The organism is Nocardia testacea NBRC 100365 (assembly GCF_000308775.1).
In the GTDB taxonomy this organism is placed as follows: Bacteria; Actinomycetota; Actinomycetes; order Mycobacteriales; family Mycobacteriaceae; genus Nocardia; species Nocardia testacea.
The window spans coordinates 52204-68524 of record NZ_BAGJ01000170.1 but is presented as its reverse complement, the minus strand read 5'-3'; the positions used below and the strand labels follow the sequence as shown (position 1 = coordinate 68524).

Sequence of the window (16321 nt, the reverse complement as noted above, 5' to 3'; positions counted from 1 at the left end):
ATTGTGTAAAGCCCGACATCTAAATATGAAGGCTAAGTTAGATTAGAGCTCTAATATCCGTCAAGACTCTAATCTTCGCGGGCATGGATACCATGCCTGCATGACGTCCATGCCCGCCGAGGAGCGCATCGGTTCGTATGTCAAACGCGCCGAGCAGGCGCGGAACGCGGCCAAGAGCGCTGCGCTCAAACCCCTCGGCGTCACCGAGGCGCAATACGCGGCGCTGTTGTTCCTCAGCGATAACCCCGGTATCTCGGCGGCGGCGCTGGCCCGGTTGTGCGGAGTGACACCGCCGACGATGAACACGGTGCTCACCAATCTCGTCGACCGTGGGCTGATCGAACGCACCCCACACCCGTGGCACAAGAACATGCTGGAAACGCGGCTCACGGAAAAGGGCGAATCGGTGATGGGGGAGGCCGACGCCCGCGCGATCGCGGTGGAGCGAACCGTCGGTAACGGATTCACAGATGCCGAGCGGGAAACGCTGTGCCGGTTGCTCACCCGCTGCGCCGAGCTGTTCGATACGGCCCGGGTGGACGTACCGGCGGCTTTCGCCGCCGGGCGTGCCGGGGAGTAGCTCCGCGATCACGATTCGGACAGCGGCGACCGCCATTCCATGGCGACCGCCGGTGGGGCGCCGGCGGTTCGGCAGAACAGTACGGCAGTTTCACCGATCACCGGCGAGCGGCGGCAGGGATCGCCGAACCTCCCACCCGGCCTCCGGCTTCCATATCGATCAGAGCGGGATGACGTGCGGCCGGCCTTCGGTCGGCTCGGCGACCACCTGCGCGGCGAGGCCGAATACGTCCCGCAGCACGTCCGGGCGCACCACGTCCGCGGGAGCGCCCTGGGCCACGATCGACCCGTTCTTCATCACGACGAGATGGTCGCTGTACCGGGCGGCCAGCGAGATGTCGTGCAGCACCATGAGAACGGTCCGGTTGTGCTCGCGGTTCAGCCGCACGATCAATTTCAGCAGATCGACCTGATGTGCCAGATCCAGATAGGTCGTCGGCTCGTCCAGCAACAAGATGTCGGTTTCCTGGGCGAGGGTCATGGATATCCACGCCCGTTGGCGTTGCCCGCCGGAGAGCCGGTCGAGCGCGGCTCCGGCCAGGTCGAGCATTCCGGTGCTGTTCAGGACGTGCCGCAGTGTCGCCTCGTCCAGGGCGGAGAACTGCTCGTACCACCGCTGCCGGGGATGGCGCCCGCGCGAGACGAGATCGGCGACCGTGAGTCCGGCCGGTGCGGTGGGGGACTGGGGCAGGATGCTGATGCGCCGGGCGACCTGCCGGGTGGGCAGCGTATGAATCGGCCTGCCATCGAGCAGAACCCGGCCGGACCGTGGCGCCATCAACCGGCCGAGGCCGCGCAGCAGGGTCGACTTCCCACAGCCGTTGGGGCCGATGATCGAGGTCACCGCTCCGGCCGGAACGTCGAAGGTCAGGCCGGCGACCACATCGGCGCCGTCGTAGCCGAGGGTCAGATTCTCCGTGCGCAGCGCGGATATCGGTTCCGGGTGGCTCACGTCAGCTTCCTTTGGTTGCGCAGGACCAGAAAGAGGAGATACGGCCCGCCCAGTACCGCGGTGGCCACACCGACCGGCAGTGAGACCGGCAGCGCGTGCGCCGCGAGAGTATCGGCGACCGAGACGAACACCACGCCCACCAACCCGGAAACGAGGATCGGTGGCACGGCCGAACCGGTGAGCAACCGCGCGATCTGGGGGCTCGCCAACGCGACGAACACCAGCGGACCCGCGACGACGACCCCGGTGGAGGCCAGCAGCGTCGCGAGGGCCAGGGCGTAGAGCCGGAGGCGGCCGATCCGGATACCCAGGCCGATCGCGATATCGTCGTCCAGGGTGAGCAGCATCAGCCGCCGTCCCAGCAGCAGCGCACCCATCAGTAGTGCCAGGGCCAGCAGTCCCATCGGCTGGACCAGTGGCCAGTCCTTGCCGTTGAGCGAACCGGACATCCAGGTGAGGGCCTGGGCGGCGTTGCTGACATCGCCGAGGGTCAGCAGCCAGGTCGTCAGGCTCACCGCGAGTCCGTTGAGGCCGAGGCCGACGAGCACCAGGCGGTAGCTGTCGAGCGTCGCGGAGAAAGCCAGCAGGAAGACCAGGACTCCGGCCAGGATGCCGCCGCCGAACGCGGCGGCCGGCAGACCGATCCGGCCGGCGAACCCGCTCAGGCCGGCGGCGCCACCACCGGCCAGCACCAGTACCGAGACCGCGCCGAGTGAGGCGCCGGCCGTCACGCCGAGAATATCCGGGCTGGCGAGCGGATTACGGGCGACGGTCTGGGTGATCGCCCCCGCCATGGCCAGACACCCGCCCGCGATAACGGCCCCCACGGCACGAGGGGCCCGGAATTCCGTCACCGCGAGGTGCAGCCGGGCATTCGAGTCGTCGCCCAGCAGCGCCCGGACGACCGCGTCGAGCGGTAGCGCGGAACCGCCGTTGGCGATATGGATCGCGGTGGCGGCCAGCGCCAGCACGAACAGTGACCCCCCGACCCACAAGGCCCGGGGCGTCATGCGCACCGAGACCGGGCCCCACCGCACTACGCGGGTGGGCGCGAGCAGGTTCGGGGCAGGGGCGCTCATACGGTCACCAACCGGCGACGACGAGCGAGGAGCACGAAGAACGGTGCTCCGATAACGGCGAGCACGACCCCGACCGACAGTTCACCCGGGCGGGCTATGACCCGGCCGGCGGTATCGGCGCAGAGGATGAGGAATATGCCGAAAGCGGCCGCCGCGGGCACCGACCGGCGGTAGTCGGCCCCGACGAGGGCCCGGGCGATATGGGGCACCAGCAACCCGGCGAAGGCGATCGGCCCGGCCATGGTGACCGCGGAGCCGGCCAGCAGGGTGATCGCCACGATGCCGACACATCGTGCGACGGGTACGGAGGTCCCGAGCGAACGCGCCGCGTCCTCACCGAGCGCCAGGGTGTTGAGCGCGCCGATATTGAGCACGGCGAGCAGCAGTCCCGCGGCGGCGAACGGCCATATCGCCGCGAGCGAATCCGGGCGCGCCGCCAGCGAGCCCACCTGCCAGAACCGCAGAGTGTCCAAGGACGCGCTGTCGAGCAGTACCAATCCCGTGACCAGGCCGCCGCACAGCGCCGTGACGGCCGCACCGGACAACACCAGCGTGATCGGCGTCGCCCCATTACGTGCGGCGGTACCGACGGTGAACACCACCACGCCGGCGATCAGGGCGCCCACGAAGGACAGACCGGCCTGAGCGTGCACGGGCAGGGCGCCGAACAGGAATGTGGCGGAGACGATCGCGAGCGCCGCGCCCTGGTTGATACCGAGCAGGCCCGGCTCGGCGACAGCGTTTCGGGTATGCCCCTGGGTCAGGATTCCGGCCACCCCCAGACAGGCTCCCGCGGCGATGCCGACGAGCGTGCGCGGCCAGCGGAGTTCACGGATCGTCACATCCATGTCGGTTCCGGTGGGGGTGAATATCGCATGCCATGCCTCCGGCAAGGTCGACGGGCTGCTGCCGACGCACACGCTCACCAGAATCGCCGCCAGTACCGCGGCGACCGGCACGCCCACCATGACCAGCGCCGGGCGACCGGGACGAGGCGTGTCGCGGCGGCGCGGCGGAACCGTGGGTCCGATCGGTGATCCCGGTACCTCCGAGGTGGTATCGCCGGTCACCGGTTCGCTCGCACCGGCACTGTCGCCATCTCGGTTCTCCTTGCTAAGGTTCAGCAACGCATTGGGCAGCCTATCCTTACCGGGATGTCGCGCGGTAGCCCACCCGAAGGAAAGGTGACCTCATGCGAGTGGCGTCTCCACGGTCGATAGCCAAGCGATCACTGGCTCCCCTGTTGGCCGGCGGACTGCTGTTCGCCGGCGCGTGTGGTTCGGGCGAGCCGAGTGCGAGCGCCCCCGGGGGCGCGGAAGGTGCCGCGATCTCGATACAGCACGCCATGGGGACCACGACCATCGACGCGCCACCGGAACGCGTTGTCGCACTGGACCCGAGCTTCTCCGACGCCGCGCTGCTGCTCGATGCTCCACTCGTGGGCTACGTCCAGTATCGCGAGGATCGGGACAATCCCTTCCCGGACTACCTGGGCGAAATCGACGACGCGGTCGCTGATTCGGTGAACGTCGGAACGATCGCCGAGCCGGATCTCGAGAAGATCCTGGAGCTCGAACCCGATCTGATCATCTCGGCGAAAGTGCGCCACGAGCCGCTCTACGATCAGTTGTCCAAGATCGCGCCGACGGTGTTCTCGGAGACCACCGGGCCCACCTGGAAGCAGAACGTCGTACTCCTCGGCGAAGCGCTGGGCCGGAAGGACAGGGCCGAGGAACTGGTGACCGGCTACGAGGAGCGCGCCGCCGCGGTGGGTGAACAGATCAGGGCCGCGCATCCCGGCGTCACCTACTCGCTGGTCCGGTTCGCCGGTGAGAACACCGCCCGGCTCTACTCCAGCAGTTCGTTCATCGGCGAGATCATGACGGATATGGGTATCCCGCGTCCGGCCGGCGCACCCGATTCCGAGGACAGCATCTTCACCCCGCTGTCGGTGGAGCAGATTCTCGCGGCCGACGCGGGGATCGTCATGGTTTCCGCCTACACTCCGCCGGGGGCCGAAGGGGACTCCAGCCGAGACCAGCAGGCGTCCTTCGAAGCCAATCCGCTCTGGCAGCGCCTCTCGGGCGATGTCGTCCACGTCGACGACGAGCCGTTCGTCCTCTCGGTGAGCGTGCAGGGCGCGCACGCCTCGATCACCACACTCGCCGAACACTTCGGTGTCGACCCACGTAAGGATCTGATTCCCTGATAGTTCGGGCGTCGGTCACGTGTTGCCGGGGGGTCGTGGACAGACCTGCTGCTCCGGCTCCGTCGGGAGGCCGGTGTTCGGGATGACCGCGAGGACCGCCGGGTGTGTTCGCCGAGATCTGCCCCGTAGTGCGGATCCGGGTACCCGCGACCGCGCGACCGACCGGCTTCCGGTCAATTCGAGGCGGCCTGACCCAGGCGCCAGAAACCGCTGAACATGATGTCGGATTTGGGCACTCCGCGGTCGCGCACCAGGTGGCGACGCACTTCGGCGACCAGTTGCTGCTCGCCGGCGACGAAGGCGTAGCCCGGCCCGTCCGGAAGGGCCGCCGCGCGCACCGCTTCGGTGGCCGGCCTACCGATCCGGACGTGAGGGTCGGCGCGGGGCAGCCAGTGCACCCGCACGCCCGTCGGCTCGCCCAGATCCTGGATATCCGTCCGGTGGGGGACCTCGATATACGCCGCGCCGCACAGATCCCGCGGCGCCGATCGCAGCACACCCGCGATCGCCGGCAAAGCGCTCTCGTCGCCGACCAGCAGTGACCAGCCGGTGTGCGACGGAGCCCGGTACATGATGCCTTCGTCGAGCAGGCCGATGGGGATACCCGGGTGCACCCGGCCTGCCCATGCGGAGGCCGGGCCGGAATCCCCGTGGGCGACGAAATCCACATCGATCTCGGCATGCTCGCCGAAGAATCCGGCGCCGGCGGGGCGGAACCCGCGCACGGTGTAGTTGCGGATCAGTGGCCGGGTATCACTGCTCATCGCCAGGCATTGCGTGTACCAGAGGGTGTTCTGCGCCGCGGTGGGCAGGCGCAGACCGGTTTGCCACTCCCGCGGCAGGAAGAGACGGATCCACTGGTCATAGCCCATGGGTACGAAATCAGCGAGATCGGGACCGCCGACCGTGACCCGGATGAAACTGTGGCCGATACGCTCGGCACCCAAAGTCTCGGCGGTGCAGATCCGCCGGTGCTCCGGTTTGACGTATTTGGTCCGCATCGCCATGCCGGTGAGGTTAGCAAAACCTAACTCCGGACGGCCGTTCCCGACCTACCCGATCGGCTGAACGAGGGTGGCTACCCTCGTTCAGTGCTCGGCGTCGATACTCGTGGTTGGATGAGGCCTCCGGTTTCCCCAGTGTCGTAGAGGTGTGGGTTGATGTCGACATGGAAGTTGTCAGCGGTCGGCTGGACCGGTTCTTCCTTCGCTGAGATCGGCCGGTCCACACCGGGCCGCGTTGGTTCGCTATTCGGCTCGAAATTCGCCGCAGTCCGGGTTATGGCTGGATGCGGTCGAATTCGTGCCCGGCGACAGCCTTCAGAACCTGTGTACGGCTGTTTGCCATAGATTGCGGGCGGCCACGGGCGGTTACGCAACGATATTCGCGACTCCTTCCGCGGCCGCCGGGCGCGCTCTTCCGCCCGCGGTATCCGAGTACCTGGGTGCCGATCGATTTCGAAAGCTCACCCCCGGTGAACTCGGTGCGTCGAGCAGAGTGCCGCCCATGCACAGCGACATGAATGCCACCGGTGACCACGGCCACCGGAACGAAACCTCCGGGGGCTCCGGATCCGGTGGTGGTCCGCCCGGTCCGGGGATGCGGGGAGGGGATCGGTATCCTGGTGATTTCGTCGTCACTCTCCCCAACGGAAGCAGATTGCAGTGCCGCGCCGAGGGGCCGGAAGACGGAAAACCGATAGTCCAGATCCACGGAACGCCGGGGAGTGGACACCGCTCCGCCCGAGCTGCTCGATCGCCTGGACGTCCGGCTGATCACCTACGACCGCGCGGGTTACGGCGGCTCCGATCTACAGCCGGGAGCGAAAGTCGCCGATTCCGCCGAGCATGTCCGAGCGATCGCAGACCATCTGGGAATCGGTCGATTCGCTGTGGTCGGTAGGTCCGGCGGCACTCCCCACGCAGCGGCTGTGGCCGCCGGTCTGCCCGACCGGGTCACCAGGCTCGCGCTGCTCGTCCCCCTTGCACCGCCTGATCTGATGAAGAATGACTATTTCGTGGGCATGACCCAGCAAGCGGGGTTGGATATATCGGCCAAGGGCTTGGATACGAAGGTGGGGCAACTCATCGACGCGTGCGATACCAAGATCATGAATTTTCGGGCCTCTCCTACCGATCCGACGACGATCATCGGTATCCCGAGAGATGAGCTCGGCGCGGCCGACAGGGAAACCGTGGGCAGAAACGCCGAAAAGCTGTGCGCGATGTACACCGAAGCCTTGAGGAAGGGTGAGGTGGCATGGAAAGAGGATCTGACGACCTCCATGGGCACACCCTGGGGATTCGAACTCGGCGATATCAACTGTCCGACGATGATATGGACTGCGAGCGGAGACGGGCTCACACCCTCCGCCCACGCGCACAAGATCGCTGAACAACTACGGCCGGGGCAAGTTCAGGTGTATACCGTGCCCGGTGGCGAGGTAGGTCATCTGGGTGCAATGGAGACCAAGCCCGGTGCCTACGCATGGCTGTCCGGGCAGGAGGATCTGGCACTCTTCCCGACCGGCGCATCCTCTGACCACCCGCGCGGTACCGCCATCCCCACCAGACTCGATCAGTGGACGAGGCTGGCCGAGCCCGGGGCGTGGTGAGCTCGTATCGGGAGACGCCGGTGGTGACCTCCGCCGACCCACGCGACGGCCGTGCGTGCGGCCGCGCTGCTGCGGTTGGATCCGGCACGGTTCCGTAGCGTCCGCGCCGTTGGGTGACAATGGTCGGATGAGTGGCGTGCAGGACAGCGAAAACGATCCCTATCTCTGGCTCGAAGAGGTCACCGGCGAGCGGGCACTCGATTTCGCCCGGGCGCACAACGAGGTCGTCATGGAGCGGTTCGCCGCGAGCGATCGGTTCGATGCGCTGCAGCACCGGATCCTGGACATGCTGGACACCGATGCCAAGATCGCCTTCCCCGGGCGGCGCGGACAATGGCTGTACAACTTCTGGCGCGACGCGGCGCATCCGCGCGGTCTGTGGCGGCGCACCACCTTCGCCGAGTACGTGAAGGCCGAACCCGAGTGGGATGTCCTCATCGACCTCGACGCGGTGGCCGCCGCCGAGGACGAGAATTGGGTCTGGGGCGGTGCCGGAGTGTTGCGCCCGGACCAGAGCCGGGCACTGATCAGCCTGTCGCGGGGTGGCGCGGACGCCAAGGTCGTTCGTGAATTCGATATGCGAACCCGCGAATTCATCGCCCCCGAGGACGGCGGTTACTTCCTGCCGGAAGCGAAGTCGCGTATCAGTTGGATCGATATCGATTCCGTATATGTGGGAACGGATTTCGGTCCCGGGTCCCTCACCGGATCCGGATATCCGCGGATCGCGAAACGCTGGCGTCGTGGCACCCCTCTCGATACCGCGGAAACGGTTTTCGAGGGCGCGGTGACCGACGTTTCGGTCTCGGCGGGTTACGACCGGACCCCCGGTTACGAGCGGCACTACATCGCACAGGCCACGGATTTCTTCCACGAAGAGGTATTCCTGCTGGAGGCCGACGGCTCCCGGACCCATCTGGAGACCCCCTCGGATGCCGACGAGTCGTGGTACAAGGAATGGCTGCTGGTCCGGCTGAAATCCCCGTGGGAGGTCGGGGGCCAGAGCTATCCCGCCGGTGCGCTGATCGCCACGAATTTCGCCGCGTTCCGTGCCGGCGGCAGAGATTTCGAGGTCCTGTTCGAGCCGGACGCGCACACCTCGCTGCACGGCTACGGCTGGACCGAGAACCATCTACTGCTGGTGACCCTCGAGGATGTGCAGACAAAACTGTACGTCCTCACGCCGGGGGACGAGGGGTGGCGCACGGAACCGCTCGCCGAGACGCCCGCCATGGCGACCACCGGCATCATGAATCTCGACCCGCTCGAGGGCGGGGACGACTACATGCTCATGACCAGTGGATTCACCACCCCCACCACCCTGCTCGCCGGGTCGGTCGGTGCGCCGGTGACCGAATGGAAGCAGGAGCCCGAGTTCTTCGACGCGACCGGTATCGAGACCGAACAGTTCTTCGCCCGCTCGGATGACGGAACGTCGATCCCGTACTTCGTCATCCGGCACCGCGATACCCGTGACGCGCCGGCGCCCACGGTGATGTCGGGTTACGGCGGTTTCGAGGTGTCGCGGACCCCCGGCTACGGCGGGGCTTCCGGTATCGGGTGGCTGGAGCAGGGCGGCACCTATGTGATGACCAATATCCGCGGCGGCGGGGAATACGGGCCGCAGTGGCATACCTCGGTGCAGAAGGAGAACCGGCACAAGGTGTACGAGGATTTCTCCTCGATCGCCCGTGACCTGGTGGCCCGTGGGATCACCACCGCCGACCGGCTCGGTGCCGTCGGCGGCAGTAACGGCGGTCTGCTGATGGGTGTGATGCTCACCCGCTACCCGGAATTGTTCGGGGCGATCGTCTGCCAGGTGCCGCTACTGGATATGCGCCGTTATCACCGGTTGCTGGCGGGTGCGTCCTGGGTCGCGGAGTACGGTGACCCGGATATCCCGGAGGAATGGGCCTACATCAGCCGCTACTCCCCGTATCAGCGGGCCGCCGAAACCGGCGCGGACGCGACCTATCCACCGATTCTGCTCACCACCTCCACCCGTGACGATCGCGTGCACCCCGGGCATGCCCGCAAGATGGCGGCGCTGCTGGAGGCGCAGGGGCATCGCGTCTGGTACCACGAGAACATCGAGGGCGGGCACGGCGGCGCCGCCGACAACAAGCAGTCGGCATTCCAGGCGGCCCTGATCTACGAGTTCTTCACCCAGATGCTCATCGAGGGCCGGACCACGAAGTGATCCGGCGGCGGTCACCGATCGTGTAGCCACTTCTCGATCCGGTCGACCACGTCGGTGGGATCGGAGATCCAGCCGTTGTGCCCCAGCGGCCGGGGCGCGTGCCAGGTGGTCTTGTCGGCGTTGGGCAGTTTGTCCAGCAGATGCCCGGCCGAGGTCGGCGGGGTCAGTTCGTCGCCGGTCAGGGTGATCGACAGTACGGGCAGTTTCAGCCGGGAGAGGCGTTCCTCGTAGTCGATATCGGCGCCGGCCGGGTCGAACCGGCCGGTGCGGGCCAGCCGGGCCCAGTCGGAGACGAGCACCTTGGACTGGCGGCCGAAACCGTTGGGGCCGAGTTTGTCGCCCGGCCATACTCCGGCCAGCCCGGCGGTCAGCGAGACCGCGGCCGTGCCGACCAGCATGCCCGGCGCGAGCAGTCCGCGAAAACGCCGGTAGTAGGGCGTGCCCGACGCGACGAGGATCAGCCCCGCGAGGCGGCCGCGGGCCCGCGCCGCGTACAGCGCCGACAGCTGCCCGCCCATACTGTGGCCCAGCACGTACGGGGTGCGGTCGGGGAAGTGGGTGCGGACCACCTCGAAGATCGCCGGGAAATCGACGGCGGCGAGTTCGTGGTACCCGTAGGTGCTGGCCGCGCTCGGTTTCGGTGAGCTGGCGCCGTTGCCGCGCAGCTCACCCACCGCGACGTCGATGCCACGCCGGGCGAGTGCGCGAGCGAAATAGAGGTAGTACTCGCCGGGCACACCGAGCCCGGGTATCAGTACGACCACCGGGCGCGGGGTATCCGGGGTGGCCGGGTGCCCGTCCGGGCCCGTGGCCGGCACCAGCCGCACCGGGACGGTGCTGCCGTCGGGCATCTGGATCGCGACGGTCTCCACCGGGTCCAGGCTAGCCGCCGGGCGGCCTCGGCCGGCGGCGTGGTCAGGCCCGGATCGCCCCCACGATGATCCGGCTGAGCACCCGGATCACCTCGTCGAGCGGTTGCCGCGGTTCGGCTCCGCTCCATTCGTCCACCACATAGTTGACCGCGCCGATGATGGCGAGCATGCGCAGGTCGTAGTCGCCGGTCGGGATCTCGCCGTGCAGCGCGGCGTCCTCGGCGGCCTTGGCGAGCACCGAACTCCAGGCGCGGCGTGATTCCCCGCGCATCTTCTCGACTTTGGTGCCGGCGCCGACCACTTCGACGAGCACGACCCGAGCCCGTCGCATATCGGTGCCGATGGATTGCACGTAGGCGCGGATGGCGCCGTCGATTCGCTCCAGCGCGCTCTGGTCGGTGCTCTGTTCGAGGGAGGCGAGCACCGCGGTCCGCGATTCCCGGTCGATGAGAGCGAAGAGTTCCACAAGGAGCGATTCGCGGCCGGTGAACTCTTCGTAGAACTGGCGCGAGGACAACCCCGCGTCTTTGCAAATGGCCCCGACCGAGCTATTGGCATACCCGTCTCTCGCAAAAACCGTCAGGCCGGATTCGAGAAAACGAGCGCGTCGCTCGCGTTGCCGATCTTCTACGGGCTGCCCGGCATACCGTCGTCCCGAATTCGCTTCCTGTGACATCGCGCAGAACAATACCGAAAAGCCCGATCCCCTTGTCATCGATCGGGCCTTTCGTAGCATGCCGGTAGCACAGTACGGGTTTGCCGAAAGTTGGCTGCCCGCAACTCGGGTCGCCGGTGAAACTGTCAAACCGGACAATACCGGGGTCCGTGCTGGTACAGCTGATTTTAGAGGGAAATTCTAGAATAATTTCCATCGGCCCGGCATGACCATTGCAATAACCCGGCAACACATAGTGTTCACCTTATGGGAACCGCGCTGCTGTATGGGCTGGGTACGGCAATTCCATTGCTGATCGGTGCGTTCATCGGTTTGCGAACCACATTGCCCAAGCCATTGCTCGCCTCGCTGATGGCGTTCGGTGCGGGCACCATGATCGCCGCCGTGACCAACGAACTGTTCGAACCCGCCTTCGTGCAGGCGGGGGCATTCACCGCCGGATCCGCGCTGTTTCTCGGCGCGACGGTATACGTCGTCGCGAACCGGCTCCTCGAACGCCGCGAGGGCACCGGCGCGGTGGGCTGGGCCCTGATGCTCGGAACGGTCCTGGACGGAGTTCCGGAGAACACGGCGCTCGGGGTCTCGCTGAGCTCCGGGGGCGGGATGGTGCTCCTGGTCGCCATCGCGGCGGGCAACGTACCGGAGGCCATCGGTGGTTCGGCGCTGCTGCACCGGCAGCGGAACGCGTCCACCGGCACGGCGTTCACCCTGTGGCTGCTCACCGGGGCGGTGCTCGTGGTGGTGACCGTCGCCGGGAACCTGCTCTCCGATCACCTCGAACAGACCCATATCAGCGCGATACAGGCCTTCGCGGGCGGCGCGACCATCGCGGTCCTCGCCGATTCGCTGATGCCGGAGGCGTACCGGGAAGGCGGCTGGTGGGTCGGTATGGCGACCTCGGTCGGATTCCTCGTCGCGTTTCTGCTGAGCTGATCGGCGTAGCGGCCCTAAATTCGGTTTTCTCGCCCGCTCGGCCGGTGCAGGATGCGGAAGATATGGCAGCACACGCATTCCGCTCCGGGCTCCGCCGCAGGCTGTGGCCGTTGCGAGGGCGCGCCTTCAAGGCGATATTCGTGGGCGCGGCGTGCTCCGGCGTCACCGACGGCATCGTTCCCCTGGCCTTCGCTGTTCACTCGATACAGGCCTTCGGCTCCGCCACCTCGCTCACCGTCATCCTGATCGCGCTGTGGGCGGGCCGGTTCGCCTGTACACCGGCCGCCGGTGTGGCCGCCGCCCGCCGCGACCAGTTCGCGATCATGATCGGGTCCGATATGGCGCGCATCCTGGCCCAGGCCGGACTGGCGCTGGTGCTGGTGGGTACGGGCCGGGACTCGCTGCCGGCCATGGCGGTGTCGGCCGCCCTCTACGGCGCGGCCACCGCTTTCTACGCTCCCGCTCTCGCCACGGTGCTGCCCCGGGTGGTGCCCGGACCCGAACTGCGCCGGGCCAACGCCCTGATCACGCTGGTTGCCGATATCAGTGTGCTCGTCGGGCCGGCAGCGGCCGTGGCGTTGTCGGCGACGGTGGGATTCGTCTGGATCCTGGTGCTGGATTCGCTGACCTTCGGCGCGAACCTACTCGCACTGGTTTACGCCCGGCGGGCGGCCGGGCCCGTTCCCGACCCGGGTGCATCACGAAGTGCGGGCGGGTCCGCGGTGCGCGCCGGGTGGACAACGCTGCGCGCGACCGTGGGCCGCGCACCCTGGCTCGGCTGGTCGGTCGTGCTGTGGTCCCTGGTGTCCTTCGTGATCGGCCTGGTCGCGGTGGCCGGCCCGGCGCTGACGGTCACGGCGACCGGTGGCGGTGGGCTGTGGGCAGCGCTCGCGACCGGTATGGCCCTGGCCGCCCTGGCCGGGTCGCTGTCGGTGATCGCCGGTGCCGCGCGGTTCGGCTGGCGCACGGCCTGCGCCGCCCTGGTCGCTGCTGTCCTCGTGGAGCTGACCGCGCTGGCCGGTTACGGCCGGGAAGTGAGTGGACCGGTGTTGCTGTTCGCCGGCTGCCTGATCGCCGGGTTCGCGGTGTCGGTCACCGGTATCGTCTGGCAGTCGCTGATCCAGGCCGAACTGCCAACCGAGCAACTCGGGGTGTTCAGCTCGGTGGAAGGATTTCTCGGTGCCGCGGGCATCCCGGCGGGAATGATCGCGGGCGGTTGGGCGCTCGACGGGGTCGGTTACCTGGCGGGGGGAGTGGCGATCGTGCTGATCGGTTGCACTGTCGCCGTCCAGGTGACCATGCGCACACCCGGGCCGGCCCGGCTGGAGGATCCGGTCGGCCGGTCGTAGCGCCGTCGCTGCCCGTCAGGGCCCGGTGGCGCGGTCGGCGCGTGACCGGTGTGCTCAGCGGCGGGAGGCGGGCGGGTGGCCCCGGCCGCGGTCGGGAGAGTTAGGCTCGACACCGTGACTTCCCACTACGATGTCGTCGTTCTCGGTGCTGGTCCCGGCGGTTACGTCGCCGCGATCCGCGCCGCTCAACTCGGCCTGCGAACAGCGATCGTCGAGCAGAAATACTGGGGTGGCGTATGCCTGAACGTGGGCTGCATCCCGTCCAAGGCGCTGCTGCGCAATGCGGAGCTGGCGCATATCTTCACCAAGGAAGCGAAAACCTTCGGTATCAGCGGGGAGGCGACCTTCGATTTCGGGGCGGCCTTCGATCGCAGCCGTAAGGTCGCGGACGGCCGGGTCAAGGGCGTCCACTTCCTGATGAAGAAGAACAAGATCACCGAGTACGACGGCAAGGGTTCGTTCACCGGCCCGAACGCGCTGTCGGTCGAGCTCAGCAAGGGTGGGACGGAGTCGATCACGTTCGACAATGTCATCATCGCCACCGGCACCAACACCAAACTGCTGCCGGGCACCTCCCTGAGCAAGAATGTCGTCACCTACGAGGAGCAGATCCTCACCCGCGACCTGCCGGGTTCGATCTTGATCGTCGGCGCCGGCGCCATCGGGATGGAGTTCGGCTACGTCCTGCGCAACTACGGTGTGGACGTGCGCATCGTGGAGTTCCTGGACCGCGCGCTGCCCAACGAGGACGCCGACGTCTCCAAGGAGATCACCAAGGCGTACAAGAAGCTCGGTATCACCATCACCACCGGTGCCGCCGTGCAGTCCATCGACGACGACGGGTCCAAGGTCACCGTCGCGATCAAGGACAACAAGTCCGGTTCGGTCGAAACCGTCACCGTGGACAAGGTGCTGCAGGCCGTCGGCTTCGCGCCCCGGGTCGAGGGCTACGGCCTGGAGAACACCGGTGTGGCGCTTACCGACCGCGGCGCGATCGCCATCGACGACAATATGCGCACCAATGTGCCGCATATCTACGCCATCGGCGATGTCACCGCGAAACTGCAGCTCGCGCATGTCGCGGAGGCCCAAGGCGTGGTCGCGGCCGAGACCATCGGCGGCGCGGAGACGCTGACCCTGGGCGACTACCGGATGATGCCCCGTGCCACCTTCTGCCAGCCGCAGGTCGCCAGCTTCGGACTCACCGAGCAGCAGGCGCGCGACGAGGGCTACGACGTGAAGGTCGCCACCTTCCCGTTCACCGCCAACGGCAAGGCGCACGGTCTCGGCGACGCCACCGGTTTCGTCAAGCTGATCTCGGACAACACCTACGGCGAACTCATCGGTGGCCACCTCATCGGCCCGGATGTCTCCGAACTGCTGCCCGAACTGACCCTGGCCCAGAAGTGGGATCTCACGGTCAACGAGCTGGCTCGCAATGTGCACACGCACCCGACGCTCAGCGAGGCGCTGCAGGAGGCCATTCACGGCCTGGCCGGACACATGATCAACTTCTGATCCACTCGTTTCCCCGGCCCGGTGTCGTGTTCGCCACGGCGCCGGGCCGGTTCGTTTCCGGGGAGCCCGGCAGATCGAGCCGGCCGGCAGGCACTCCCGATGTACGCACCCGATGCCGCTGTCCCGGTACGGCGGTGGACGACTGTGCCCACGATGTCCGCAAGCGCAGCCGCGGATTGCGACGGTTCCGACGGTCTGCGCACCGCATGTGCTGCGGGCCCGCAAGTACCGAGCCTCCCGCCGGAAGCGCAGCTGCGCGGCAGGTGCGGCCGGGATATATTCCCGCGATGAGCACGGAACGAGAGCCGGCCCGCCCCCGGGTGCCGGGAATGCGCTGGATCGCCGGCGTGCCAACGGCTCTGTTGCTGTTCGTGACTTTACTCGCCGCGGTCTTCGTCGATACCCGGATGGTGCGCACCGAGGTGCTGCGCACCGAAACCCAGCCGGGGACCGTCGCATACGACGGTGCGACCTACCATGCGGGTCTACTGCGCCGGGAGAGTTGGCTGCTGCACCGGCGGCTTCCGGATGTGATCGTGGTCGGCCGGGACCCGGGTATGGGATACGGCCACCCGGTGTACTTCCAGATTCTCGGCAACCGCGACCCCGAACTGGCCTCCGCGCGCTGGAGCCCCGAGGGCGTATCCATCCGCCTCGACTCCGGACACGAGATATACGTTCCCGCGGACGCTTTCACCGGTGGCCGGTAGCCACACCCGTCCGGTGCCGCGGCGGTCAGAAGTCGTCGCGGCGGATACGGAGGGTGGTGATGGTGGCGGCCAGGCCCTCGTATTGATTGACGAGCAGCACGATCTCGATGAGGCGACGGTCGTCGTAGTAGGTGGACAGGTGGGCCCAGGCCTCGTCGTCGATATCGCGGGTCAGGACCAGTTGATCGACCGCGGTGAGCAGGGCACGGTGCTTGTCGGTCCAGCCCTCGGCGTCGGCCCCGGCCCGGATCCGCTCCAGGATCTCCGGGGTCACCCCGGCCCGCCGGCCCAGGCGGATGTGGTGGTCGGTCTCGTACGCGCAGTCGCGCAGATGGGCGACACGCAGAATGACCAGTTCGGTGTCGTGCCGGCGCAGCCGCCCACCCGGCATCAGCGTTCCGGAGAAGTGCAGCCAGCCGCGGAACAGCCGTCCGGCCCGGCCCAGCGTGCTGAACAGCTGCGCATCGGCCGTACCCGAGGCCCGCGAGAGCACCTGCCAGGCCGCCCAGTTGACCGGGCCCAGCTCGCGGAGGCGTCCGGGGGTTATCCGTGGTCGCTCCTGCGAAACCATCACATCGCCCTCTCCGGTGGAACTGTTCTGCGGTCGCGGTGCCCGCCCCGGGTTCCCGG

General features: G+C 67.5%; 15 protein-coding genes. 8 read left to right on the top strand and 7 right to left on the bottom strand.

Annotated features, from left to right (window positions below; all coding sequences use genetic code 11):
- Positions 1-100: 100 nt before the first annotated feature.
- Positions 101-580 (top strand): MarR family winged helix-turn-helix transcriptional regulator, encoded by a 480-nt coding sequence (locus ON38_RS23145; RefSeq protein WP_245564162.1) that lies wholly within the window; start codon positions 101-103, stop codon positions 578-580.
- Between the two features lie 159 nt (positions 581-739).
- On the opposite strand, the gene ON38_RS23140 is transcribed toward ON38_RS23145, so the two are convergent.
- The 3 genes from ON38_RS23140 to ON38_RS23130 are packed head-to-tail and all read right to left on the bottom strand — an operon-like array spanning position 740 to position 3680.
- On the bottom strand, positions 740-1531 hold the full coding sequence (locus ON38_RS23140) for an ABC transporter ATP-binding protein (RefSeq protein ID WP_039827029.1): 792 nt from the start codon (positions 1529-1531) through the stop codon (positions 740-742).
- Positions 1528-2610, bottom strand: coding sequence for a FecCD family ABC transporter permease (locus ON38_RS23135; RefSeq protein WP_083873029.1), 1083 nt, complete (start codon positions 2608-2610; stop codon positions 1528-1530). The genes ON38_RS23140 and ON38_RS23135 overlap by 4 nt, the downstream gene beginning before the upstream one ends.
- A complete protein-coding gene (locus ON38_RS23130) occupies positions 2607-3680 on the bottom strand; it encodes a FecCD family ABC transporter permease (protein ID WP_218000823.1) in 1074 nt (357 codons plus the stop codon). The genes ON38_RS23135 and ON38_RS23130 overlap by 4 nt, the downstream gene beginning before the upstream one ends.
- 122 nt (positions 3681-3802) lie before the next feature.
- Here ON38_RS23130 and ON38_RS23125 point away from each other — a divergent pair, with 122 nt between their 5' ends.
- Complete coding sequence (locus ON38_RS23125; protein ID WP_039827028.1) at positions 3803-4819, top strand: ABC transporter substrate-binding protein; 1017 nt, start codon at positions 3803-3805, stop codon at positions 4817-4819.
- Between the two features lie 173 nt (positions 4820-4992).
- Here ON38_RS23125 and ON38_RS23120 read toward each other — a convergent pair whose 3' ends face one another.
- Entirely contained in the window at positions 4993-5826 is an 834-nt protein-coding gene (locus tag ON38_RS23120) for a siderophore-interacting protein (protein ID WP_039827027.1), read from the bottom strand.
- Between the two features lie 719 nt (positions 5827-6545).
- Between ON38_RS23120 and ON38_RS23115 the strand changes: the two genes are divergently transcribed.
- The gene (locus tag ON38_RS23115) at positions 6546-7433 is read left to right on the top strand and encodes an alpha/beta fold hydrolase (protein WP_051165083.1); all 888 of its coding nucleotides are present in this window, start codon (positions 6546-6548) and stop codon (positions 7431-7433) included.
- A gap of 127 nt (positions 7434-7560) precedes the next feature.
- The gene (locus ON38_RS23110; RefSeq protein ID WP_039827026.1) at positions 7561-9633 is read left to right on the top strand and encodes a prolyl oligopeptidase family serine peptidase; all 2073 of its coding nucleotides are present in this window, start codon (positions 7561-7563) and stop codon (positions 9631-9633) included.
- An 11-nt stretch (positions 9634-9644) separates the two neighbouring features.
- On the opposite strand, the gene ON38_RS23105 is transcribed toward ON38_RS23110, so the two are convergent.
- Together ON38_RS23105 and ON38_RS23100 are read right to left on the bottom strand one after the other, a co-directional pair.
- Positions 9645-10505, bottom strand: coding sequence for an alpha/beta hydrolase family protein (locus ON38_RS23105; RefSeq protein WP_039827025.1), 861 nt, complete (start codon positions 10503-10505; stop codon positions 9645-9647).
- Positions 10506-10548: 43 nt separating this feature from the next.
- On the bottom strand, positions 10549-11181 hold the full coding sequence (locus ON38_RS23100) for a TetR/AcrR family transcriptional regulator (RefSeq protein ID WP_039827024.1): 633 nt from the start codon (positions 11179-11181) through the stop codon (positions 10549-10551).
- A gap of 246 nt (positions 11182-11427) precedes the next feature.
- Here ON38_RS23100 and ON38_RS23095 point away from each other — a divergent pair, with 246 nt between their 5' ends.
- The 4 genes from ON38_RS23095 to ON38_RS23080 all read left to right on the top strand — a co-directional run bounded on the left by ON38_RS23095 (position 11428) and on the right by ON38_RS23080 (position 15691).
- A complete protein-coding gene (locus ON38_RS23095; protein WP_039827023.1) occupies positions 11428-12114 on the top strand; it encodes a ZIP family metal transporter in 687 nt (228 codons plus the stop codon).
- Between the two features lie 62 nt (positions 12115-12176).
- Positions 12177-13463 carry an MFS transporter gene (locus tag ON38_RS23090; protein ID WP_157181850.1) on the top strand — a complete coding sequence of 429 codons (1287 nt, stop codon included), beginning with the start codon at positions 12177-12179 and terminating at the stop codon, positions 13461-13463.
- A 114-nt stretch (positions 13464-13577) separates the two neighbouring features.
- The gene (gene lpdA / locus ON38_RS23085; protein ID WP_039827021.1) at positions 13578-14981 is read left to right on the top strand and encodes a dihydrolipoyl dehydrogenase; all 1404 of its coding nucleotides are present in this window, start codon (positions 13578-13580) and stop codon (positions 14979-14981) included.
- A gap of 287 nt (positions 14982-15268) precedes the next feature.
- The gene (locus ON38_RS23080; protein WP_157181849.1) at positions 15269-15691 is read left to right on the top strand and encodes a hypothetical protein; all 423 of its coding nucleotides are present in this window, start codon (positions 15269-15271) and stop codon (positions 15689-15691) included.
- 25 nt (positions 15692-15716) lie between these two features.
- On the opposite strand, the gene ON38_RS23075 is transcribed toward ON38_RS23080, so the two are convergent.
- On the bottom strand, positions 15717-16262 hold the full coding sequence (locus ON38_RS23075) for a carboxymuconolactone decarboxylase family protein (RefSeq protein WP_039827019.1): 546 nt from the start codon (positions 16260-16262) through the stop codon (positions 15717-15719).
- Positions 16263-16321 lie beyond the last annotated feature (59 nt).

Bases quoted from the DNA above. Each gene is read 5' to 3' on its own strand.
- ON38_RS23120 (WP_039827027.1), bottom strand. From the start codon at position 5,826: ATGGCGATGCGGACCAAATACGTCAAACCGGAGCACCGGCGGATCTGC.
- ON38_RS23080 (WP_157181849.1), top strand. From the start codon at position 15,269: ATGAGCACGGAACGAGAGCCGGCCCGCCCCCGGGTGCCGGGAATGCGC.
- ON38_RS23110 (WP_039827026.1), top strand. From the start codon at position 7,561: ATGAGTGGCGTGCAGGACAGCGAAAACGATCCCTATCTCTGGCTCGAA.
- ON38_RS23135 (WP_083873029.1), bottom strand. From the start codon at position 2,610: ATGAGCGCCCCTGCCCCGAACCTGCTCGCGCCCACCCGCGTAGTGCGG.
- ON38_RS23095 (WP_039827023.1), top strand. From the start codon at position 11,428: ATGGGAACCGCGCTGCTGTATGGGCTGGGTACGGCAATTCCATTGCTG.
- ON38_RS23145 (WP_245564162.1), top strand. From the start codon at position 101: ATGACGTCCATGCCCGCCGAGGAGCGCATCGGTTCGTATGTCAAACGC.
- ON38_RS23075 (WP_039827019.1), bottom strand. From the start codon at position 16,262: ATGGTTTCGCAGGAGCGACCACGGATAACCCCCGGACGCCTCCGCGAG.
- ON38_RS23125 (WP_039827028.1), top strand. From the start codon at position 3,803: ATGCGAGTGGCGTCTCCACGGTCGATAGCCAAGCGATCACTGGCTCCC.
- ON38_RS23090 (WP_157181850.1), top strand. From the start codon at position 12,177: ATGGCAGCACACGCATTCCGCTCCGGGCTCCGCCGCAGGCTGTGGCCG.
- ON38_RS23100 (WP_039827024.1), bottom strand. From the start codon at position 11,181: ATGTCACAGGAAGCGAATTCGGGACGACGGTATGCCGGGCAGCCCGTA.